The organism is Sphingobacteriaceae bacterium (genome assembly GCA_016715905.1).
Taxonomy (GTDB): Bacteria; Bacteroidota; Bacteroidia; order B-17B0; family Aurantibacillaceae; genus Aurantibacillus.
On record JADJXI010000004.1, the window covers coordinates 158,537 to 180,962 of the forward strand.

17 protein-coding genes are annotated in these 22,426 nt (G+C 35.6%); 10 read left to right on the plus strand and 7 right to left on the minus strand.

What is annotated here, in order from left to right; all coding sequences use genetic code 11:
* Positions 1-84: 84 nt before the first annotated feature.
* Positions 85-501, plus strand: coding sequence for a Holliday junction resolvase RuvX (ruvX, locus tag IPM51_04925; GenBank protein MBK9283645.1), 417 nt, complete (start codon positions 85-87; stop codon positions 499-501).
* Positions 502-927: 426 nt separating this feature from the next.
* Here the strand turns inward: ruvX and IPM51_04930 are convergent, their stop codons facing one another.
* Positions 928-3,648: a T9SS type A sorting domain-containing protein gene (locus IPM51_04930; protein MBK9283646.1), complete on the minus strand. Its 2,721-nt coding sequence runs from the start codon at positions 3,646-3,648 to the stop codon at positions 928-930.
* Positions 3,649-3,801: 153 nt separating this feature from the next.
* Positions 3,802-4,977: a class I SAM-dependent rRNA methyltransferase gene (locus IPM51_04935; protein ID MBK9283647.1), complete on the minus strand. Its 1,176-nt coding sequence runs from the start codon at positions 4,975-4,977 to the stop codon at positions 3,802-3,804.
* 118 nt (positions 4,978-5,095) lie between these two features.
* Here IPM51_04935 and IPM51_04940 point away from each other — a divergent pair, with 118 nt between their 5' ends.
* The 3 genes from IPM51_04940 (at position 5,096) to IPM51_04950 (ending at position 8,352) form a co-directional block, all read left to right on the plus strand.
* On the plus strand, positions 5,096-5,503 hold the full coding sequence (locus IPM51_04940) for a MaoC family dehydratase (GenBank protein ID MBK9283648.1): 408 nt from the start codon (positions 5,096-5,098) through the stop codon (positions 5,501-5,503).
* 1 nt (position 5,504) lies between these two features.
* Positions 5,505-6,254, plus strand: coding sequence for an acetoacetyl-CoA reductase (gene phbB, locus IPM51_04945; GenBank protein ID MBK9283649.1), 750 nt, complete (start codon positions 5,505-5,507; stop codon positions 6,252-6,254).
* 373 nt (positions 6,255-6,627) lie between these two features.
* Positions 6,628-8,352, plus strand: coding sequence for a peptide MFS transporter (locus IPM51_04950; protein ID MBK9283650.1), 1,725 nt, complete (start codon positions 6,628-6,630; stop codon positions 8,350-8,352).
* Positions 8,353-8,384: 32 nt separating this feature from the next.
* Here the strand turns inward: IPM51_04950 and IPM51_04955 are convergent, their stop codons facing one another.
* The 3 genes from IPM51_04955 to IPM51_04965 form a co-directional block, all read right to left on the minus strand.
* Positions 8,385-10,649 carry a TonB-dependent receptor plug domain-containing protein gene (locus tag IPM51_04955; protein ID MBK9283651.1) on the minus strand — a complete coding sequence of 755 codons (2,265 nt, stop codon included), beginning with the start codon at positions 10,647-10,649 and terminating at the stop codon, positions 8,385-8,387.
* Entirely contained in the window at positions 10,634-10,969 is a 336-nt protein-coding gene (locus tag IPM51_04960) for a heavy-metal-associated domain-containing protein (GenBank protein MBK9283652.1), read from the minus strand. The genes IPM51_04955 and IPM51_04960 overlap by 16 nt, the downstream gene beginning before the upstream one ends.
* Positions 10,970-11,050: 81 nt before the next feature.
* Positions 11,051-11,449, minus strand: coding sequence for a hypothetical protein (locus IPM51_04965; protein ID MBK9283653.1), 399 nt, complete (start codon positions 11,447-11,449; stop codon positions 11,051-11,053).
* 160 nt (positions 11,450-11,609) lie between these two features.
* On the opposite strand from IPM51_04965, the gene IPM51_04970 reads away from it, so the two are divergent.
* The 6 genes from IPM51_04970 to IPM51_04995 all read left to right on the plus strand — a co-directional run bounded on the left by IPM51_04970 (position 11,610) and on the right by IPM51_04995 (position 19,368).
* Positions 11,610-14,540: a serine hydrolase gene (locus IPM51_04970; protein MBK9283654.1), complete on the plus strand. Its 2,931-nt coding sequence runs from the start codon at positions 11,610-11,612 to the stop codon at positions 14,538-14,540.
* Between the two features lie 8 nt (positions 14,541-14,548).
* The gene (locus tag IPM51_04975) at positions 14,549-14,923 is read left to right on the plus strand and encodes a hypothetical protein (GenBank protein ID MBK9283655.1); all 375 of its coding nucleotides are present in this window, start codon (positions 14,549-14,551) and stop codon (positions 14,921-14,923) included.
* Positions 14,924-14,955: 32 nt separating this feature from the next.
* Positions 14,956-15,774, plus strand: coding sequence for a glycosyltransferase family 4 protein (locus IPM51_04980; GenBank protein MBK9283656.1), 819 nt, complete (start codon positions 14,956-14,958; stop codon positions 15,772-15,774).
* Positions 15,771-16,430, plus strand: a complete 660-nt coding sequence (locus IPM51_04985) for a class I SAM-dependent methyltransferase (protein ID MBK9283657.1) — start codon at positions 15,771-15,773, stop codon at positions 16,428-16,430. The genes IPM51_04980 and IPM51_04985 overlap by 4 nt, the downstream gene beginning before the upstream one ends.
* A gap of 78 nt (positions 16,431-16,508) precedes the next feature.
* On the plus strand, positions 16,509-17,729 hold the full coding sequence (locus IPM51_04990) for an O-antigen ligase family protein (GenBank protein MBK9283658.1): 1,221 nt from the start codon (positions 16,509-16,511) through the stop codon (positions 17,727-17,729).
* Complete coding sequence (locus tag IPM51_04995; GenBank protein ID MBK9283659.1) at positions 17,713-19,368, plus strand: peptidoglycan DD-metalloendopeptidase family protein; 1,656 nt, start codon at positions 17,713-17,715, stop codon at positions 19,366-19,368. Before IPM51_04990 ends, IPM51_04995 begins: the two co-directional genes overlap by 17 nt.
* An 18-nt stretch (positions 19,369-19,386) precedes the next feature.
* Here IPM51_04995 and IPM51_05000 read toward each other — a convergent pair whose 3' ends face one another.
* On the minus strand, positions 19,387-20,472 hold the full coding sequence (locus tag IPM51_05000) for a T9SS type A sorting domain-containing protein (GenBank protein MBK9283660.1): 1,086 nt from the start codon (positions 20,470-20,472) through the stop codon (positions 19,387-19,389).
* Between the two features lie 406 nt (positions 20,473-20,878).
* Complete coding sequence (rny, locus tag IPM51_05005; GenBank protein ID MBK9283661.1) at positions 20,879-22,426, minus strand: ribonuclease Y; 1,548 nt, start codon at positions 22,424-22,426, stop codon at positions 20,879-20,881.

A 22,426-nucleotide genomic window follows, 5' to 3' on the forward strand; every position in this document is an offset into this window, starting at 1 on the left:
TGAATTGACAGGAATCATTTCCCCCTCGCTATAAATAATTTTAAAGCCATTAAGCAATTTGGCACTTTATCTTAACTTTACGGCATGGGACGAATTTTAGCCATAGATTACGGAAGTAAAAGAGTGGGTTTGGCCGTAAGTGATCCCTTGCGATTAATTGCGGGTGGTTTAACTACCATACATAGTAAAGATGTGGTGGAATACCTCAGTGCTTATTTTTTAAAGGAACAAGTGGATGTGATTGTGGTGGGTGAACCTAAAACCTTAATGAATAAAAAAAGTGATAGCGCCCGTTTTATAGATCCCTTTGTTCGCCATCTCGAAAAAAAATTCCCCGATAAAAAAATTGTGCGTTACGATGAGCGTTTTACTTCGGCTATTGCACAACAAACTATGTTAATGGGCGGGGTGAAGAAAAAAGATAGGCAAGTAAAAGAAAGTGTAGATTTAATTAGTGCAATAATTATTTTGCAGGATTATATGAGTTTCACGAAAGAGTAATGATTTTTTTTGGGCGCCTGTTCGCGCTTTCGCTGCAAGCCGGTTAAAATTTTGTAGTATTTGTTTGGCTGCGGTGGCTTCCGTTGGTCGCCTCCCTGCCTACCGCAGGCAGGCTCGCTCAATAAATACTAAACAAAATTTTGCACCGGGCTTTTCGCTCAATCGCTGGCGCAATATATTCTCACTTTTATAGTTGAGTAAATAATATAATTGCCTTAATTAGTGCAATAATTATTTTGCAGGATTATATGAGTTTCACGAAAGAGAAATGATTTTTTTTACGATTTATTGTGCCAGCCTGCGGTGGGCGGGCTTAACGCAATTTGAATAAACTTTAAAGTTACTCCACCCACAAAACCATTCCTTTTAAATATTCTCCTTCGGAGAAAAAGAGCATGCCTAAAATATTAAAAATAATAAAAACATTTAAGGTTGTTTAATAATGGTCTTATTGAAATTATTTGAACCATTGTTGGATTTTAATATATATACACCAGGAGTCAAATCAGAAAGATTAATGTAGTGATCTCCATTTTCAAATTGTTTGCTCCATATTTTATGTCCCATTAAATCAAAACACTCAAAGTTTTCAGCCTTCATGCTATTATTCAGAAGATGAATATGATCAAAAGCGGGATTTGGATAGATTAAAAATGTTTTATTAATATCATTATAGTTATTTATCGAATTACAAATCAGCACAGTCAAAGTAAAACTTTTTTCGCTACTACAACCATAAAATGAAGTTCCGGTTACCGTGTAGTTTGTAGTTAATGTTGGATTCACAACTTGAAGATTGCCTATTGTACCTGGACTCCAAGAATAATTATCAGCACCAATTGCTGATAATGTAGCTGTTTCTCCTAAACAAATTTGTGAATGACTACTCAAAATATTAATAGTGGGTAACGAGTAAACGATAATGGTAGAAACACCTGTTCCAGAACAATTATTTAAACTCGTGCCAATAACTGAATAAGTTCCGCTGACGCTAGGAGTAATAATTACGTTTTGGGAATTGCTGCCATTAAACCAAGTATAAGAATTTGCACCTAAAGCGTTTAATGTATAAGATTGAAATAAGCATAACGATCCGCTATTTACAGAAATTGTCGGAATAGGGTTAACAACAATCACAGTTGAACCTGTTGATGTACATCCTAATGAACTACTGCCAACAACAAAGAATGTAGAAGTAAATATTGGACTTACTACAGGATTGCCTCCAGGATAGGTATACGATTGAGCACCTGAAGCTGATAAAGTAAAATTTGATCCGCTGCAAATCGTTCCTGAATTAATAGAAAGAGTAGGTGAAGAGGCCACAATCACATTTACCGTTGCAATATTTGACGAAAGACAACCGGATAAGCTAGCACCGATTACTGTGTAAGTTGCATTGCTTGTTGGTGAAACCACCGCGCTTCCTCCTTCATAGGTATAGCTATTTGCTCCTGTCGGCAATATTGTAAAATTAGTTGCAGGACATATAGTCCCATTGTTAACCGAAATAGTAGGTAGTATATTTACTAGAACGGATATAGAATTGCTTGATGCCAAACACCCAACTGAATTTGAGACAATAACAAGATAATTGCCCGTCTGATTAGTTGAAATGCTTTGTGTAGTAGCTCCGTTGCTCCAAGAATAGCTGTTGGCGGGAGAACTTGATAAAGTTACACTTCCTCCCTGACAAAAAGTTGTTGTTCCGCTTGCTGTGATGGTAGGTGTATTCATTGAACAAAGTTTCATGATGAAATTTTTTCCGGGCGAAGTATATGAAAGGGTGTATGTACCTGCGCCGGGGTCAAAGTCACAGATCTTATCAAATGATCCTGTTATACAAGTATTTCCCCCTCCGTCTAAACAAAGAGAATATCCGGTGTCCACACCTATTGAACCCATTTTTCCTGAGTTGATCAGGTTCCCCGTTGGTGACAATTTATTTATGAAAATATCTGTAGATCCCATTGAAGTTAGATATAAGAATCCTGGACCAGGATCAAAATCACAAGTACCAGAAAACCTTCCGGTAGTATAGATATTACCAGAAACATCGCACTTTATCGAATATCCGGCATCACCACTGTTGCCACCTAATTGCCTTGCCATAATAAAATTGCCATTAGGATCCAGCTTACTGACAAAAGCATCTGTTTGCCCAGAACTGGTAAGCCAATATTGTGAGAAAGGGTTAGGGTCAAAGTCGCAAATGGTGCTGAAAACACCTGTTGTGAAAATGTTACCCACGTTATCAACGAAAATTGATAATGCTTCATCCCAGGAACTGCCGCCTAATTGTCGTGCAAATTGCAAAGCGCCAGAACTATTGTATTTGCAAATAAAAATGTCGGCAAGACCAGAAGCTGTTAATGATGTTACACCTAATCCAAAATCAAAATCGGTTACTCCCTGATGTGAGCCGCAAATATATACGTTACCACTGATATCGTTGGTTAAGGCATAAGCAACATCATTATTAACAGAGCCGGAAACGCCGGCCCAAACAAAATTTCCTGAAGCATCAAGCTTGTGCAGAAATAAATCGGACATCCCTCCATTACTGGATAGTGTGAAGGTACCGGGCCCTGTATCAAAGTCATAAGTACCTCCAAACTCCCCGCAAGTATAGATATTACCGCTCATGTCAGTGCTAATACCATAACCATAACCTGATCCAGCTCCTGAAAAAGTTCTAACCCAAACAAAATTGCCGGAGGGATCTAGCTTATGAATAAATACGTTAAGACTTGGGCTAAATACGCTGAATATTCCGGGTCCTGTGTCGAAATCGCAATTCCCCTGGAATGTTCCAGTAGTGAAAATATTTCCTGATGCGTCAATTGTGATGTCATATCCTTTATTCAGAACAGAGCCGCCGAACTGGCGTGCCCAGATCAAATTACCATTGACATCCAATTTGCTGATAAAAACTGCATCAATACCGTTCGCAGTTAATGTGAAAATTCCCGGACCGGGATCGAAATCTGCGGTACCACTAAATGTACCAGTAGTGTATATGTTTCCAAGAATATCAATTTTTACTGATCTACTTTCTGCGCTAAAAGTATCTGCAAAATTCTTAGCCCATTGAAAACCGATACCCTGTCCAATTAATGTTGAAACAAATAAACAAAATATAGCCAAGATCTTAATTCTGATCACAACCAAATATAACTATAAAAAGCACAATAGTCAATACTGATTGTACATGATGAATTTTTGGCAACTAAGTAAATTATATTACAAAAGCTAAATTATCAATTACAGTGATATGTATTTTTTTTGCGCAAATCATTCTCACTCCACCCACAAAACCATTCCTTTTAAATATTCTCCTTCGGGGAAAAAGGGAATTACCGGATGATCGGCCGGTTGGTTGAGGTAATGCAATATTTTTACATTTCTTCCAGACTCAATGGCTGAAGCAGTAATGGTATTGTAAAATAAAAATTTATCAACTACACCACTGCAACTAAAGGTAAATAGTAAACCGTTAGTTTTAATTAATTTTAATGCGGTTGCATTCAGGCGTTTGTAAGCCTGCACGGCGTTGTGCTTACTGTCTCGGTTTTTTGCAAATGCCGGCGGATCTAAAACTATAATATCGTACAAATCTTTTTTATCTTTTAAAAACTCAAAAGTATCAATGGCATAACTGCTGTGGTTTTTACAGTTGTTTAATTCAATATTTTTATTGCATAGGTCAATGGCCGTTTTACTAATGTCAATCGATTCAACTTGCGTGGCTCCGTTTTTGGCTGCGTAAACCGAAAAACCTCCGGTATAAGAAAAAGTATTTAATACAGTTTTTCCCTGACTGTATTTAGCGAGCAACTTTCTGTTTTCTCTTTGATCGATAAAAAATCCGGTTTTTTGCCCGTTTACAAAATCAATTTTAAAAATATGTCCGTTTTCTTTCACCAGCACTTCTTCTTGCGCGCCCACAATAAAACCATTTACGGCTTCCGGTGCAAATTGTTTGGGTAAGGTTTCGGCACTTTTATCGTAAATACTTTTTAGGGATGAGCCGAATACTTCTTGTAAGGCTTCGGCAATGGTTTGCCTTTGTAAATAAATTCCGTAGGAATGTGCTTGAATAACCAAATGACCGTTGTAATTATCAATAATTAAGCCCGGGGCGCCATCGCCTTCACCAAAAAATAAACGATACACATTGGTGTTTTCATTTTGAATAGGTAATAACGCTCTGTATAATTTGGCCTTACTTATTTTTTCAATCCAAAAAGTTTTATCAATCTCCACTTGCTTAAACGATAAAATGCGAATGGCAATGCTTCCGTTAGCAAAATAACCGGTAGCTAAATAAGCATTTTGTGCAGAATAAATTTCAACAATACTACCTTCGTTTATTTCTCCTTCTTTTTTATGCATAGCTCCTGAAAAAATCCAAGGATGCCTGCGCAAGGGTGAAGTTTCTTTGCCTTTATGTAATGTAATTTTTGGGTAAGTCATATTAATGTCATCTCAATGCTATTAAACCTATAATTATCAAATTTCGGAAGAAAATAATGAACTTAAATTTTTGAAAACAAAAAATTAGTTTTAATTTAATTCCCTAAAATCATCAATAATGTTAGAACTTAATTCAACCTTTGTACATGAATTCTCTTTTTCGCAGGAAGAGGTAAATCAATTTGCTAAAGTAACCGGTGATAATAATCCGGTGCACACGGATGCGGCATTTGCTGCAAATACTATGTTTAAACGACCAATTATGCATGGTATGTTGGGTGCAGCTTTGTTTAGTAAAGTATTTGGAACTTTATTTCCGGGTGAAGGAACAATTTATTTGAAGCAATCTTTAAGTTTTTTAAAACCCATGTATGTGGATGTAGTTTATGAAGCTGTATTTACTGTGAAGGAAGTGATAAAGGAAAGAAACCGGGCAACTGTAGAAACATTGATTAAAGATAAGTCAACAGGAATTGTTTGTACCAGCGGAGAAGCCACGGTTATGAATATGTCAAAAATAAAATAGCATGGATAAAAAATCGAATAAGCGTGTTGTTTTGGTTACCGGTGCCACCGGTGGTTTAGGAACTGCCATGTGTAAAAAATTACATAAGGATGGTTATAAAGTAATCGGTAATTATCACACTAAAACAAAAGCAGATGAGTGGTTGATAAAAATGAATAAAGAAGGGATTCACGTTGATTTGTTTTTTGGTGATGTTTCGGATTGGAATAGCACAGTAGACATGATTAAAGAAATTGAAGAAAAAGTTGGTCCGGTTGATATTTTGGTGAACAATGCCGGTATTACACGCGATAGTCGGTTAATTAATATGAAACCGGAAGATTGGAAAGCGGTAATTTCCACTAATCTGGATTCGGTTTTTAATTGCACTAAAAATGTAATTCAGGGAATGATTGATAGACAGTTCGGAAGAATTATCAATATTTCATCGGTGAATGGGCAACGCGGACAGTTTGGACAAACCAATTACAGTGCCGCAAAGGCAGGAATGCACGGATTTACCAAATCATTAGCTATGGAAGTTGCAAAATATGGTGTAACCGTAAATACCATTTCACCCGGCTATATTGGCACGGATATGGTAATGGCTGTACCCGAAAAAGTATTAAATCAAATTGTTGCACAGGTTCCTTTAGGCCGATTAGGCGGAACGCAAGAAGTAGCTCACCTGGTAAGTTTTTTAGCCAGTGATGAAACGAGTTTTATTACCGGAGCTAATTACAGCATAAACGGCGGACAGCACGTTTATTAAAAATAATTTTTAAAGTCTATTTTTCATTGACTTTTCGAAAGAATTATTTTGTAGAGATAAAAAATTTTCAATTATTAATGGAGGCTTAGCGCAAGGGATAGTAGTGTAAATCCTTTTGTGAGAAACGAACAAAAGATTGAAACGTCCGACACTCCGCCGAGGCGGAGGAAGCCCGACCCCCCAACAGGAAAATGATTACGTGAAGATGAAATGATTATTTTTCTGTTGGGGGGCACGCCCATACTATTCTACATTATTAAAAGAAAATGGAAAATTAGACGATGTTATTTAGACCAAATTGCAAATTTACCCCTTAATTAGGGGTTGTTATACTTAATTAAAAAAGCTATTTTAGCCGACATTAATTTTTATTATGGCAGACACACAAGCTCAAAAAGGTCACCCGAAAGGACTCTATGTTTTATTTGTGACAGAAATGTGGGAACGTTTCAGTTACTATGGCATGCGTGCCATTTTTGTATTATTTCTTACCAAAGCCTTATTGTACGATAAAGCCTTTGGAAGTGATATATATGGAAGTTATACCGGATTAGTTTATTTAACGCCGCTTTTGGGCGGTTATATGGCCGACCGTTATTGGGGAAATCGTAAATCAATTATTGTGGGTGGAGTAATGATGGCCATTGGCCAATTCATAATGTTTATGGCCGGCTCGTTTTATGAAAATGTAGATATGGCCAGAATTTTAATGATGGGCGGATTAACGGCGCTTATTTTAGGGAATGGATTTTTTAAACCCAATATATCTACCATGGTAGGGCAATTATATCCGCAGGGAGATAAGCGGGTAGATTCGGCCTTTACTATTTTTTATATGGGAATTAACTTAGGTGCTTTTTTTGCGCCATTAGTTTGTGGTTATTTAGGTGATACCGGAAATCCCGGAGATTTTAAGTGGGGCTTTTTAGCGGCTTGCTTTGGTATGATACTGAGTTTAATTTTATTTATTTGGTTAAAAGATAAATATATTGTTACACCCGATGGTAAACCCATTGGTTCGGGACCCAATAACAAAAGAGATACTACAGATATTGATACAGTACAAGAAGCCAAATCGGAATTTTCATCCGGGCAAATATTAACCTGGTTATTGATTGAAGCCGGTTTATTTACTTTATTTTTCTTTTTAGGACAGGGAGTAATTGGTTCATTTATATTTTCACTTTCTATTGCTGCGCCCGGATTTATAATTTCGGACAAATCATTAACCAAAGTAGAGAAACAAAGAATTTCGGTTATTTATATAGTTGCATTTTTTGTGATTTTCTTTTGGGCAGCCTTTGAACAAGCCGGTGCATCACTTACCTTTTTTGCCGAAGAGCAAACCGATAGAACATTGATGGGAACAGTTATACCGGCCAGTTACTTTCAATCCATTAACGCGGTAGCTATTGTAATTTTTGCTTCGGTGTTTGTAGCCATTTGGGGCTTTTTAGGTAAAAGAAATATGGAACCGGCTTCGCCTTACAAACAATCCATAGGTTTATTTTTATTGGCCTTGGGTTATTTGGTTATTGCTATTGGTGTAAAAGGAATTGATCCTTCAACTAAAGTGAGTATGATGTGGTTAATTAGTTTATATACCATACACACCTTTGGTGAATTGTGTTTATCGCCAATAGGCTTATCGATGGTAAATAAATTAGCGCCAATAAAATTTGCTTCCTTATTAATGGGCGTTTGGTTTTTATCAACTGCAGCTGCAAATAAATTTGCCGGCACCTTAAGTTCTTATTATCCGGAAACCATGATTTTAGCTTCTTCTATTGAAAGTCAGCAAACGGAAAAAGGAGTAAGTTTAACTACTAAATTGGATAAGGCTGAAGATATTAACGGGAAAAAATATTTGAGTATTGATTTGGTTTCTTTTGCTGAAGTGAAAGATGTTGAAGTGAAAACTGCTATTCAGAAAGAAGTATTTAAAGATTCTTTGATTAAAGAAAAATCGTTTATGGGTTATAACATAAATAGTTTATATGCATTTTTTATGTTGTTTGTGGTGATGGCCGGAATTGCTTCTGTAATTTTATTCTTCTTAAGCAAACTCTTGCTGAAGATGATGCACGGGGTCAGATAAATTTTTTAAAATAAGAATAAAAGCCCGAAAAACTATTCGGGCTTTTTTATTTTGAAGCGTATTCCAATATACAACATTCTACCATAAATGGGTCCCCAGGTCATGGCCGCATCAAAGTATTTAGAGTAGGGTGCCGCAGAAGCCACTATGGGTTGGAGTTGTTTAAAATCCAATGCATTTTCAACGCCCAAGTACGCATTAAATTCGCTGTTGTTGAATTTGTGCAAATAAGTTATTTGTCCTAATACATTATAAAATTCAGGTGAGTTGGATGCCAATTGGTATTCGGGTGGATTTTGATCGGTAAAAGGTAAACGCTTACTTCCGTTGTATTGCGCGGTGGCATCAAACATCCAATGTTCATTCTTAGTTTCGTAAGAAAAATTAATAAAGGCTCTGTCGCGGGCAACCAAATATTTCTGACGCATTTCGGTTTTATATTTTTGTTGGTTATCTACATAACGGTAAGCTGTTTTTACAAAAAGTCTTTTTCTGATTTCCCATCCAAATTCAATTTGCGCGGTGTTGGAAAAAGAATAACCGTCTAAGTTATAAATGTATAGGGCTTGTGGATTTTCATCCGCATCAATAATTACTTGTGAGGTAAATTCAGTTCTGTATAAATCAATGGTTACATAAGCTTCTTTATAATTTAATTTAAACTTTTGCGTGAAGTTGATTCCGTAGTTCCAGGCTCTTTCCGGATTTAAGCCAAAGGGTAAAGTGCTGTCTTTCATTTCCACTATCCAATTGCGTGAGGTGGCCATAAAATTTACATTGTCCGCAAAAATATTAGCGGTGCGCAAAGCTCTTCCGGCGCTGATGCGTGCAACCGAATTTTCACTGAATGCAAATCGGGCATGTACACGGGGAGTAAAAAATAAACCATAGTAATTATTATAATCCATTCGGTTTCCAACAATCACATTAAATTTCTTATTGTAATCGTACACAAATTCACCAAATACCCCGGCTGTTTTTTCTTCTCGTTTAAATTTAAGTTGACTAAACTGTTCGTCAAAAAAATCATTCACATAACTCGCACCTAATTTATATTTGTAATTGGTGTTTAAAATATAACTTTCAAAAATTAAATTGGCATAGGCTGTTTTTTGTGTGGCATCGTATTTTCTAAATCCATAATTACTGCGCACATCGTGACTGGTATAGTTTAATTGCAGGCCCATACTGGTGGCAGGTTTTCTGAATACGTATCCGCTTTTTGAATAGGCATCCCATTTATAATTCGAAATACCGAGTTTATACTTGGGAGTTGAATCGTTAATGGCTTTTACTTGTCCGCCCACGCGTTCATCATCTAAAAAGGAGCCTCCAAATTGCCATTCAAATCCTTTACTGGTATTTAGCGCATATTTATTGGTGAAATTGTATTGTCTACCGGTAGGTATATCCATAAACTTATCCTGATTTTTATCTTCCGCCAATGGATTATAACTCACATGCGATAAAAGAATGGTGCTGAAGGAGGGAACAATTTGGGAGGCTAAATTTAAATTATATTCATTTCTTGCATTTTCATTCGCATATGCGTTGAAGTGTACAATTTCTTCTTCAATGGGTTGTTTTAATTCGGTATTAATTTGTCCGGTAAAACTTTCGTATCCGTTAATTACCGAGCCTGCTCCTTTTCCCAATTGAATGGATTCTATCCAGGTGCCGGGAATAAAAGTTAATCCATAAGAATTAGATAATCCGCGCATGTAGGGTAAATTTTCTTTGGTTATCTGCGCATATTGACCGGCTAATCCTAACATTTGAATTTGTTTGGAACCCGATATGGCATCGGCAAAATTGACATCTACACTGGGATTGGTTTCAAAACTCTCGCTTAAATTGCAACAAGCTGCTTTCATTAAACTTCGTTCACCTAAAGTTTCGAGTTTGAGCGTGTTTAACATGGCAATTTCGGTTCCGCTCCCAATGTATTTCACTTCAACCTCTTTTAAATTAACCGCATTGTTTAAAATAATTTCAACCTGGGTGTCTGATGGAAATACTAAACTGGTATCATTTTTAAATGAAGTTAAATAAGTGACCAAGGTATCAAATCCTTCTTTTATCTGAATGCTAAAATAACCGTCTATATCGCTTATGGCACTTGTTTTGCTGTGCAATGATTTTACGATTGCGCTGGGAAGTCCTGTATGCTGAGCCTTACTAAATTCGGTAACTCTTCCTTTGAGCAATTTTGAATCTGTTTGACAAAACAAACTAAATTGAAAAAACAATAAAACGGTTAAAACAATGCACCGAATTATTGTTAGTCTTTTTCGCATTTTTCAGTTCTGTATTTACAGCATTTAGGTAATTTATTATAGGCTTTATCATGGCCTTTGGCATTTTCGGTATCATATCCGCTTTTAGCAATGGCTTCTTCAATTTCAATTAAACTGGTTTTATCACTGCTATAAGTAACGGTTGCTATTTTTGTTTTTTTGTCCCATATAAAATCCTTTACGCCTTTGATATCTGCCGCATTTTCAATCCGTTTTTTACAATCATCGCAATTTCCTTTAACGCTAAGGGTGGAAGTGATTACTTGAGATTTTATTTTGAGGCCTGTAAATATTAAGGCAATTAAAATTAATTTTTTCATTTTTTGATGTTATTAAATTAGTGGTAAATAAAATTTAGCCTGAACAAGCATGTCAGGTAATGCGTACTAAAATTTACTTAATCAAATAATTAACACCGATTTTTGATGCAGAATTGCGCGCCCGGGTTCGGGTAATTTTAAAGGTAAAAATTTACTTAAATGCGAATTTAAATTTGTTGTGGGTAAGATTGTTGTATGAAAAAAGGAATTATCACATAAAACTTTAAATGGACTGGCGATTTCAATATTTTCCGTTTTTGAATAGGAGTCGTTGAACTGAGCAATGATTTTTACTTCATTTTGACAACAATCTGAATCTTCTTCCTCTTCTTCATCTCCACAACATCCTTGTGCTTTTACTAATGTACTCACGCTCTCTAATTCTCCTCCGCAATAATGATAATATACCGGTATGCCCACATTCGTCAGCACATAAACTCCGACCAACAAGGCAAAGAAGTATTTGTATACATTATTCATTCATATCAAAAATAAGGAAACTTACTGCTGAATGAAAGGAATTTATATAATTTAACTAAACTTTGGCCAGAAAAAGCGGTTATAACAATCAAAAAGCAAATGTTAAAAACATTGTTACAAGCAGTAAAACGCAATTTTGAATAAGCTTAATTTTAGAAGGATGAAAAGAACTCTTTTTACGGTATTGTCTTTGTATTTATTTACCGGATTTTATAATCCCGACGGAAAAAAGATTTTAAATTTTAAAGACGAAAAGGAAAAAGGAATGCATCAATGGGTGGATTCCGTTTTCAATTCACTAAGCCCGAATCAACGCCTGGCCCAGTTGTTTATGGTAGCCGCGTATAGCAATAAGGATGCAAAGCATATTAAGTCAATCAGTGATTTGATCACTAAACAGAACATTGGTGGTTTAATTTGGATGCAGGGCGGTCCGGTTAAACAAGGTAAGCTTGCCAATTATTATCAATCTTTGGCTAAAACTCCGCTACTCTACAGTATTGATGGGGAATGGGGATTAGCCATGCGCTTGGATAGTACGCCACGTTATCCAAAACAAATGACTTTAGGTGCTATTCAAAACGATTCGTTGATTTATCAAATGGGTGCACAAATTGCAGTCGAGTGTAAGCGAATGGGTTTGCATGTGAATTTTGCGCCGGTTATTGATGTAAATAATAATCCCGATAATCCGGTAATTGGTGTGAGAAGTTTTGGCGAGAATAAATATAAGGTTGCGCAAAAAGCCTATATGTATATGGCCGGTATGCAGGATAATCAGGTGATGGCTAATGGAAAACATTTTCCCGGCCATGGAGATACCGATAGTGATTCACATAAAACCCTCCCTCTAATTAAGCAAAGTCGTGAGCGTTTAGATTCATTGGAGTTATATCCGTTTCGTTATTTATTTGAGAGAGGATTAGGAAGTATTATGGTGGCACATTTAAATATCCCAAGTTTAGATACCACTAAAAATCTGGCATCAACTTTATCCCCAAAAGTGGTAACCGATTTGCTTAAAAAGGAAATGGGTTTTAAAGGTTTAATTTTTACAGATGCTTTAAACATGAAAGGAGTGGCTAAATATTTTCCTCCGGGAATTGTAGATGTAAAAGCATTAATTGCCGGCAACGATGTTTTGTTATTCAGCGAAAATGTTCCTAAAGCTATTGCTGAAATAAATAGGGCAATTGATTCGGGATTGGTAAGTAGGGCTGAAGCAGATGAACATTGTAAAAAAATATTGCGGGCCAAATATCAACTGGGGTTGAATAAGAAACAAGAAATTGTAACCCGTAATTTAACTAAAGATTTAAACAGTAAGGAGAGTGAAATTTTAAATAAAAAATTGGCCATTGCAGCGGTAACCTTACTAAAAAATGAAAATAATTTTATTCCACTTAAAAATTTAGACAGTAGCCGCATTGTGGAAGTTTCGTTTGGTGAAACAGAAGAAAATGCTTTAGGTGCTGCCATGAAAAGACATGCTTACGTGGAGCATGTAGGGTTGAAACATAATGCTAGCCAATCTGAAATAACAGCTGCATTCGAAAAAATAAAGGAGGCAGATAAGGTAATTATACAAATAAACAAGGCCAGTTTAAGGGCAACAAATTATTATGGAGTTGGTGCTCAATCTATCCGGTTAATGGATTCAATTGCACAATTAAAACCCAGTGTTCTCGTTTTATTTACCAATCCCTATATTTTAAACAGCATTCAAAATTTAAATCATTACAAAGCCATTGTGATGGCTTATGAATATATTCCTTCTTTATTGGTTGCGGGGGCCGAAGCTTTAGTTGGAATAAATAAAGTGAATGGAAAATTGCCTGTGTCTACTAAATTTTTCCCTGCCAATTTCGGCTTGGAATTAGATGCTATAGATTCTCACATTATCACGAAAGAACAAAAAGATTTTTATAAAATGAAATTTGGTGCTGTAGATAGTATTGCGCTTTGGGGAATTCAGGAAAAAGCCTATCCGGGTTGCCAGATCATAGCGTTAAAAGACGGGGAAGTGGTGTATCAAAAAAGTTTTGGTAAGTATACCTATAATTCTGACTCTAAAGATGTGGATAATGGTACAATTTATGATTTAGCGAGTTTAACTAAAATAACGTCCTCGGCTTTGGCATTAATGAAATTAAAGGGAGAGGGTAAGTTTGATTATAGCTTAACACTGGCGGATTATTTAGAACAAGTTAAAAATACCAATAAAGAAAGTTTAAAATTAGAAGATATCCTCGCGCATCAATCGGGTTTAGAGGCTTGGATTCCATTTTACTTAAAAACATTGACTAAAAAAGATGATTATAAACCCGGCTATTATTCTTCCAAAGCCAGTGAATTATTTCCTACGCGCGTGGCTAAAAAATTATATGTGATTAAAGGATTTAACGATTCTATTTATAAAAGAATTTTAGAATCTAAATTACATAAACCCGGAAAATATTTATACAGCGATTTGGGCTATTACTTTATACAACAAATCATTGAAAAGCAAAGCGGAAAAACATTGGATGAATATGTGAAAGATATTTATTTTAAAATGGGTTTAACTTTAACCTATAATCCGTTAAAGTATTTTTCAATTCTTCAAATTGCTCCAACGGAAAATGATTCCAAGTTTAGAAAACAAATTGTGCAAGGCCATGTGCATGACCCCGGCGCAGCATTAATGGGTGGTGTTGCGGGACATGCCGGTTTGTTTGGTAATGCGCAGGATGTGGCTAAACTCATGCAATTGTATTTGAATAAAGGGGAGTGGAATGGAAAAAGAATTTTAGATAGCAATGTGGTGATTGATTTTACCGGATGCCATTTTTGTCCGGATAATCGCCGTGGCTTGTGTTTTGAAAAACCCGAAACCAATGCTAAAAAGGATAGTCCCGTTGTTTCTGATTGTAGTCCCATGAGTTTTGGGCACAGTGGATTTACCGGAACATTTGCCTGGGCTGATCCTACCAATAAACTCGTATATGTATTTTTAAGCAATCGTGTTTACCCCGATGTGGAACCCAATAAATTAGCCAAATTAGGTATACGAGGAAAAATTCATAAGGCATTTTATGATGCGCTTAAGTAAACGCTGAAATGAAATTATTAATACTTACTCAATATTTTCAGCCCGAAATTGGAGCTCCTCAAAACAGGTTGTTTGAACTGGCTCTGCGTTTAAAGGCCAAAGGGGTTGATATTACTGTTTTAACAGCCATGCCCAATTATCCGCAGATGGAAATTTATCCGGCTTACCGGGGTAAAAATTATTTTTACGAAGAAATAGGGGGATTAAAAGTGCATCGTGCTTCCATCTTTGTTTCTCAAAAAAAATCCATACTTAATCGCCTAAAAAATTATTTCAGCTTTGTTATTTCCAGTAAAAAGTGGGTAGGGAAAAATTGGGAGTTTTTGATTTTATCCTGTGCGAATCTCCGCCTTTATTTTTGGCTTATTCAGCTATGTATTTAGCACGAATTAAAAAAGCAAAATTAATTTTTAACGTGAGTGATTTGTGGCCGGAGAGCGCAGAAAAGCTTGGGGTAATTACCAATAAGTGGTTATTAAAACCGGCCTATCGACTAGAGGAGAAAGTATATCGAAAATCTATTTTGGTTACCGGACAAACACAAGGTATTTGCTCGGATATAGAAAAAAGATTTCCAAACGTAAATACGTATTGGTTACCGAATGGGGTGGATTTGGATTATTACAATCCGGATAAATACAACGAACCGGATTGGAGAATTAAAAATGGGTTTAATCAGGAAGATTGTATTTTTTTATATGCCGGTATTTTAGGCTTGGCCCAAAATTTGGAAATTATTCTTTCAGCAGCAATGTTGAATCAGCAAAATAAAAAAATAAAATTTGTTTTAATGGGTTCTGGTCCGGAAGAAAATAAGCTAAAGCAAATAAAAAAAGAAAAAAATATTGAAAATGTATTTTTTTTAAACGCAGTAAGTAAAAAGGAAATGCCTGTTATTTTAAAATCAATAAATGCGGCTATAATTCCACTTCGGAAACTAGATTTATTCAAAGGGGCTATTCCTTCTAAAATATTTGAAAATTTGGCGATGCGTGTTCCAATTATACTTGGTGTTGATGGTGAAGCCAGAAACCTATTTATAACTCAGGGAAACTGCGGATTATATTTTGAACCGGACAATATTCAGGAATTGGCAAAATGTGTACTAAAAATGTATGAAGAGGAGGAGATGAGAAAAGAATGGGGTAAAAATGGACGAACATTTGCCGAAAAAAATTTTAACCGGGATATCATTGCTAAAAACTTTTACGATAAATTGAAAGCATTGCCGTGAGCAACGAAAAAATCATACAGGAGCAGTATCAGAAACGATTAAATACGGAACAGTTGTATTCATCTGTTTATGCAAATTTAGCCGGGGAAGAACGATTTGAAAAGACAAAAAAATTATTGCAGCAGTTTTTTTCTGATTTAAGCAACAAAACCGTTCTTGAAATAGGAGCCGGGCAAGGGCATAATGTAGAGATGCTAATGAAATGCGGATTTGCAAGAAAGAATATCTCCTTAAATGAACTTTTACCGGAGCGAATCAGTGCCATTAAAGAAAATTACTCAGATTTAACGCTTTATGAAGGCGATGCTTTAAAAATTGAAACTGAAGCTAAATTTGATTGTGTATTTCAGTCTACTGTGTTTACTTCCGTATTAAAACAGGAAGATAGAGTAAAACTGGCCAAAAAAATGTGGGATTTATTAAATCCCGGCGGTATAATATTGTGGTACGATTTTATTTATAACAATCCGGCCAATAAAAATGTGCGTAAGGTAAGTGTAAGTAATCTACTAAAGTTATTTCCGAATTCTAAAGAAAAAAAAATTAGTAAGGTCACGCTTGCTCCTCCAATTGGGAGAAGAGTGGGAGAGTGGTACCCTATTTTTAATTTACCTTTCCTAAGGACCCACGCAATCGGCATTTTAAAGAAAGAATAAGCTTCACAAACTACTGTTCGTAAGTTGAGGAACTAATTGCAGTATTAAATTTCCGGTTTTTATAACTTAGTAAGGATGATGGAAAATGGAATTTTATCCTTTAAACAGCGTTTGTTTTATTTTTTTCCGGTGCTTTTTTGTTTTGCGCTCCCTTACGGTACTTTGTTTTTATCCGGATTAATTTTGGTTTGGTCACTTTCTTCGTTTTTTGTGATAAAAAAGGATTTACTGATACAGGGATTCAAAAACAAATATTTTCTGATACTTAGTTCATTTTTTTTGTTTACCGCTTTAAGTGCATTGTTTTCGGATAATAAATCGGAGGCTTTATTTAATGTAGAGAACAAGCTTAGTTTTATTGTTTTCCCTTATTTATTGTTTTGTTTTAAATGGCCAACACAAATTTTAAAAAAATGTGTGGTGGCATTTATTTCAGGATGTTTTTTTGCTTGTGTGTTATTAATCGGAAGGGCATTTGTTTATTATTTTCAGGGTGATGCCGCCTATTTTTTTTATAATGCATTTTCTTTTTTCATACACCCCTCCAGTTTTACGATGTATTTGATTTTTGCGGTTTGTCTTTCCGTAATCTATTATCCCTCCTGGTTTAAGGAAATAAAAATGTACAGGTATGTTACGTATTTATTTAATATAATTTTTATCGTTACAATTTTTCTAAATTCTTCTAAAATCGGAATTATCAGTTCGGTATTCTGTTTTATAATTTTATTTCTGCATAAAAATAAGCACCGTTTGAATTTTAAATTTGTTGGTGTTGTAGTTTTGACGATTATTGTTTTATCCTTTGTATTATTTCAAATATTTCCAACAACATTTGAAAGATTGCAAGCTATTACGGAGTTTAATCCCGAATTAATTGATAAAGCATCAACGGAAAGTACAGGCGTAAGGTATTTAATTTGGGAACAAAGTTTGCTCATTATTAAAGAAAATTTTTTATGGGGTGTTACGGTGGGAGATGCAAATGACGCCTTGTTAAATGCTTATCAGAACAACGGAATGACCGGGGCCTTTGAGCACCAACTGAATGCACACAATCAATTCCTACAAACTTTTATTGGATTAGGAATAATTGGTTTTTTGTTATTGAGTTCATTTACTTTTGGCGCTTTATTAAAAGCCATTCTGAGGAAAAATATAGTTTTGATTTTGTTTCTCATTTTCATTGTTCTTAATTTTTTAGTGGAATGTATGTTACAACGATCAGACGGGACTTTATTTTTTGTATTTTTTTATTGTTTTTTAAATCGTAGAAATATAGATGAAGAACTTGCTTAAATATTTTATTATTTTATTGTTTACAGGTAATTTATGGGGTCAAACTTCCCAATTTAATTGGCCCTTAGATTCTCCAAGAACAATTACCGGAAATTACGGTGAATTAAGACCTAATCACTTTCATGCCGGTTTGGATTTTAGTACCGGAGGACGAGTAAACAAAGCCGTGTTTGCTGCAGCAGATGGATTTGTATCTCGGGTTAAAGTAAGTGCCGGTGGATATGGAAATAATCTGTACATCACACATCCGAATGGTAAAGTGAGTGTTTATGCACATTTAAATTCTTTTTATGGAGAATTAGCTGCGTTTGTAAAGAAAATGCAGTATAAAAAAGAAAGTTTTGAGATTGACGAATATCTTTCGCCGGAGCAGTTTCCGGTTAATAAAAGAAAGTTAATCGGTTTATCCGGAAATTCAGGATCTTCCACTGCTCCTCATTTACATTTCGAAATCAGAGATGAAAAATCGGAAGTGCCTTTAAATCCTTTAAAGTATTACCTTGTTCAAGATAATCAACATCCGGTTTTAGAACGCGTAGCTTTTTATAATCTGGCAGATACCAGTTCGCCAAAATTTTTACAATCGCTCAAAATAAAAAATATTGGTAATCATCAATATCAAGTAATCAAAGATAGTGTAGTGCTTACGCAGGGAATTTTAGGATTAGCTTTTTCCGGCTACGATAAAAGTTATGTGAATGGCAATCATAATAATATTTATTCGGCTAAAGTTTATTTTGATAACATGTTAATTCATGCACATAAACTGGAAGAAATATCCTTCGATGATAGCCGCTTTGTGAATGAATTCAGTGAGCTGGCAGAGAAACATAAATTTCAAAAATGTTTTGTTCCTACATTATATCCTCCCGGTATATATGAACGCAGGCCCACCAAAGGAAGAATATTACTTTCGGATACTAATTTCCACACTTTAAAATTAGTGGTGATGGATGAATTCAATAATGAAACAAGTTTAACTTTCACCTTCAAAACCCGAAAATTAAATTACTATGCCAAACCTTCCATCAACAGTGATGTGTATGTTGATTGCACCGAAGATTTAATGATTAGTAAAAAGAAGTTACAAATATTTATTCCGGCACACACATTTTATTATTCAACCGGTTTAATCTTTGAAAATACCTTAGAAACCAGCGGTAAAATTATTATTCTGCCCAGAGAATCTAATTTAAAATCAACTTGTATTATTGGTTTTGAAGTTCCTAATAAATATAAAAAGGTAAAAGATAAATTATTGCTGAACAGTGGCTCTTATCACATTCCGCCCATTGTAAAAAGAGATTCGGTTTTTTATTCAGTTAAAAATTTAGGCAGTTTTTTAATAGAAGTAGATACAGTTAATCCAAAAATTAAAACTAAAATACCCTTAGCTAAACTTAAATCACTTAAAACTGCAAAACATCTCGATTTTTCCATTTCGGATAACTTAAGTGGCATCTATAAATATCGGTTAACCATAAATAATAAATGGGTGTTAGCAGAATACGATGCTAAATCTCATAAATTAGTTTATTTATTTGACGAACAAACGCCAAGAGGGAAATTAATAATTCATTTAGAAGTAGAAGATCGGGTAGGGAACAAAGAAGTTTTAAAATTTGAATCGGTTAGGTGATATAATAATAGAGGAAATTTAATTCTTAATTATTCTATAAATAACTGTATTAGATTCAGAACTTGCTTTTAGAAAATAAATCCCGGTACTTAAATAAGGAACCTCAATTTTATTTTCTCCTTCTTTTAGAACTCCATTTTTTACAACTACTCTACCTGTGATATCAGAAATGGAATAAAACATTTTTTGATTAGAAATAATATTGAATTGATCGGTAAAAGGATTTGGATATAAAGCGATTTGTATTGAACTGTTTTGTTCTCCAATATTAGTACAAGGACTCACATTTTGTTGCACCGTGGTGGTATTTATGCATCCATAAACATTGGAGCCGGTGATGGTATATATAGTAGTAACCGAAGGGGTGACAAAAACCGTTGCGCCAGTAGCAGCAGGATTCCAATTGTAATTTGCTGCGCCGCTGGCATACAAGGTGGCTGTTTCTCCGGCACAAATTAAAGAAGATTCAGCACTTGCAGAAAGAGTTGGAATAGGATGTACTAAAACGGTGCGGTTGATTATTGCTACACAACTATTCACAGCTGTTGCCGTTAAATTGTAAACGGTGGTTATTGTTGGTGTTATCGCAATACTGGCATTAGTAGTTCCTGTGCTCCATGAAAAACTTGGGGCTCCACTGGCAGTTAAAGTTAAACTACCACCTGCGCAAACAGAACTGGTGAATGGGGTAACCGTAACTTGTGGACCCGGAATAATGGTAACACTTAAAGTTTGTACAGGTCCGGTACCACAAGAGTTGGTCGCAGCAACCGTAATATTTCCACTTAAACCCACACCCACACAACTGATTGAATTAGTTGTACTATTTCCGAACCATCCACCGGGTAATGTCCAGGTGTAGGAAGTAGCTCCCACTACAGGAGCAACACTGTATATAAAAGGTGTTTGTGTTGAGCATTGATTGGTGGGACCGCTAATGGCACCGGGTTGAGCGGGTGTACAGGTAGTGACAGCATGTGTTTCGGAAGATTTATATATTACAAGACTATTTCCTTCATGAATAGAAGGTAAACGGCATTTCCATTGGGAAAAAAGAGAAACTGAGATAAAAAGGTATAAGAGCGAAAAGTAGATTTTTTTCATGAAATTGTGTTTTGCAGATTAAATGTAAGAAAATTTATTTGGGATGGCAAACTACATCTATATAGGATTATTAAATTTAAAACAATTGAATTAAGCATATTACTTATTTTCGCTAAGGAGAATTTGCAATCCGCTACGCAGGATTTGTAATCCTGCGATCTAATAAATTGCAAGGATTTACAATCCACTTATTTGAAGTTAAACATTATTGTATTCGTTTCAGGTATGGCTGTCCAACGCTCAAATGCTGAAACATTCTTCGCGGCAAATCAGCAGTTCCCTTTATTTAGCAAAAAAAAAAAACGCCCCATTTCTGAGACGTTCAATTCTAATTTAGTATAGAGAACAGATTCCTCCATCCTTCACTTCGTTTCGGGTGGCAGGCGCTCTCGCTTGGCATGACACTCTATTTCGCGTAACCTGTAGCTCTGGTTTCTCGAATCACTGTAACTTTAACTTGTCCGGGATAAGTCATTTCCGTTTGGATTTTTTGAGAAATATTAAAAGCCAATTCTTCGGTTTGCTTATCGTTTACTTTATCACTTGATACAATTACACGCACTTCACGTCCGGCTTGAATGGCATAAGTTTTTTCTACCCCTTCATAACCCATAGCTAAAGCTTCCAGGTCTTTCAAACGTTTCATGTATTGTTCGGCAATTTCTCTTCTGGCGCCTGGCCTTGCTCCGCTAATAGCATCGCAAACCTGAATGATAGGCGAGTAGAGTGTAGTCATTTCCACTTCATCATGATGTGCTCCAATAGCATTACAAACTTCGGGTTTCTCTTTGTATTGCTCTGCTAATTTCATGCCCAATAAAGCGTGTGGTAATTCCGGTTCGTTATCCGGCACTTTTCCAATATCATGTAATAAACCGGCACGTTTGGCCACCTTGGGATTTAAGCCCATTTCACTGGCCATGATACCGCAAAGATTTGCCACTTCGCGACTATGTTGTAATAAATTTTGTCCGTAAGAAGAACGATACTTCATTCTTCCCACCATACGAATTAATTCGGGATGTAAACCATGAATACCTAAATCAATACATGTTCTTTTACCGGTTTCAATAATTTCCTCATCCAGCATCTTTTTGGTTTTCTCCACCACTTCTTCAATACGAGCCGGGTGAATACGACCATCTGTTACTAATTGATGCAAGGCCAAACGACAAATTTCTCTTCGGATGGAATCAAAACAACTTAAAGTAATGGCGTCGGGAGTATCATCCACAATAATTTCTACACCGGTTGCAGCTTCCAAAGCGCGGATATTTCTTCCTTCTCTTCCAATAATTCTTCCTTTCGTTTCATCTCCTTCAATATGAAAAACAGAGATTGAATTTTCAATCGCAGTTTCAGTGGCTACCCGTTGTATGGTTTGAATAACAATTTTTTTAGCCTCTTTGTTTGCCGATATTTTGGCCTCCTCCATAATATCTTTGATATAAGCCATGGCATTGGTTTTGGCTTCCGCTTTGATGGATTCTACCAATTGCGCTTTAGCATCTTCTGCTTTTAATCCGCTTATTTTTTCCAACATCTCCACTTGTTTGCGATGTCCCTTTTCAACTTCTTCCTGTCTTTGTCTGTAAATTTCAATTTGTTGTTGTGCTTGTGATTTAAAATCTTCTGCCTCTTTGTTTTTGCGATTCAAATCTTCCAATTTTTTATTTAAATCGCTCTCTTTTTGTTTAATTCTATTTTCAGATTGTGCAATGTGTTGATTTTTTTCCTGAACGGTTTTATCATGTTCGGATTTTAATTGCAGAAATTTTTCTTTGGCCTGAAGGATTTTTTCTTGTTTTACGGCTTCTGCTTTTACCTGAGCCTCTTTAATAGCCGCTTCTTTTTCCTTACGGGTGGCACTGTTTAATTTACTGCCTCCTAAAATAAAGCCAAGTATTATACCTAAAATTAAGGCGCCTGCTCCGGCTATGATGGTTATTATTAT

What these genes read in the sequence shown, in the direction of transcription:
- IPM51_04965 (MBK9283653.1), bottom strand. Translation starts at nt 11,449, where the DNA reads ATGAATAATGTATACAAATACTTCTTTGCCTTGTTGGTCGGAGTTTAT.
- IPM51_04970 (MBK9283654.1), top strand. Translation starts at nt 11,610, where the DNA reads ATGAAAAGAACTCTTTTTACGGTATTGTCTTTGTATTTATTTACCGGA.
- IPM51_05000 (MBK9283660.1), bottom strand. Translation starts at nt 20,472, where the DNA reads ATGAAAAAAATCTACTTTTCGCTCTTATACCTTTTTATCTCAGTTTCT.
- IPM51_04940 (MBK9283648.1), top strand. Translation starts at nt 5,096, where the DNA reads ATGTTAGAACTTAATTCAACCTTTGTACATGAATTCTCTTTTTCGCAG.
- ruvX (MBK9283645.1), top strand. Translation starts at nt 85, where the DNA reads ATGGGACGAATTTTAGCCATAGATTACGGAAGTAAAAGAGTGGGTTTG.
- IPM51_04975 (MBK9283655.1), top strand. Translation starts at nt 14,549, where the DNA reads ATGAAATTATTAATACTTACTCAATATTTTCAGCCCGAAATTGGAGCT.
- IPM51_04990 (MBK9283658.1), top strand. Translation starts at nt 16,509, where the DNA reads ATGGAAAATGGAATTTTATCCTTTAAACAGCGTTTGTTTTATTTTTTT.
- IPM51_04935 (MBK9283647.1), bottom strand. Translation starts at nt 4,977, where the DNA reads ATGACTTACCCAAAAATTACATTACATAAAGGCAAAGAAACTTCACCC.
- IPM51_04955 (MBK9283651.1), bottom strand. Translation starts at nt 10,649, where the DNA reads ATGCGAAAAAGACTAACAATAATTCGGTGCATTGTTTTAACCGTTTTA.
- IPM51_04950 (MBK9283650.1), top strand. Translation starts at nt 6,628, where the DNA reads ATGGCAGACACACAAGCTCAAAAAGGTCACCCGAAAGGACTCTATGTT.
- IPM51_04995 (MBK9283659.1), top strand. Translation starts at nt 17,713, where the DNA reads ATGAAGAACTTGCTTAAATATTTTATTATTTTATTGTTTACAGGTAAT.
- IPM51_04960 (MBK9283652.1), bottom strand. Translation starts at nt 10,969, where the DNA reads ATGAAAAAATTAATTTTAATTGCCTTAATATTTACAGGCCTCAAAATA.
- phbB (MBK9283649.1), top strand. Translation starts at nt 5,505, where the DNA reads ATGGATAAAAAATCGAATAAGCGTGTTGTTTTGGTTACCGGTGCCACC.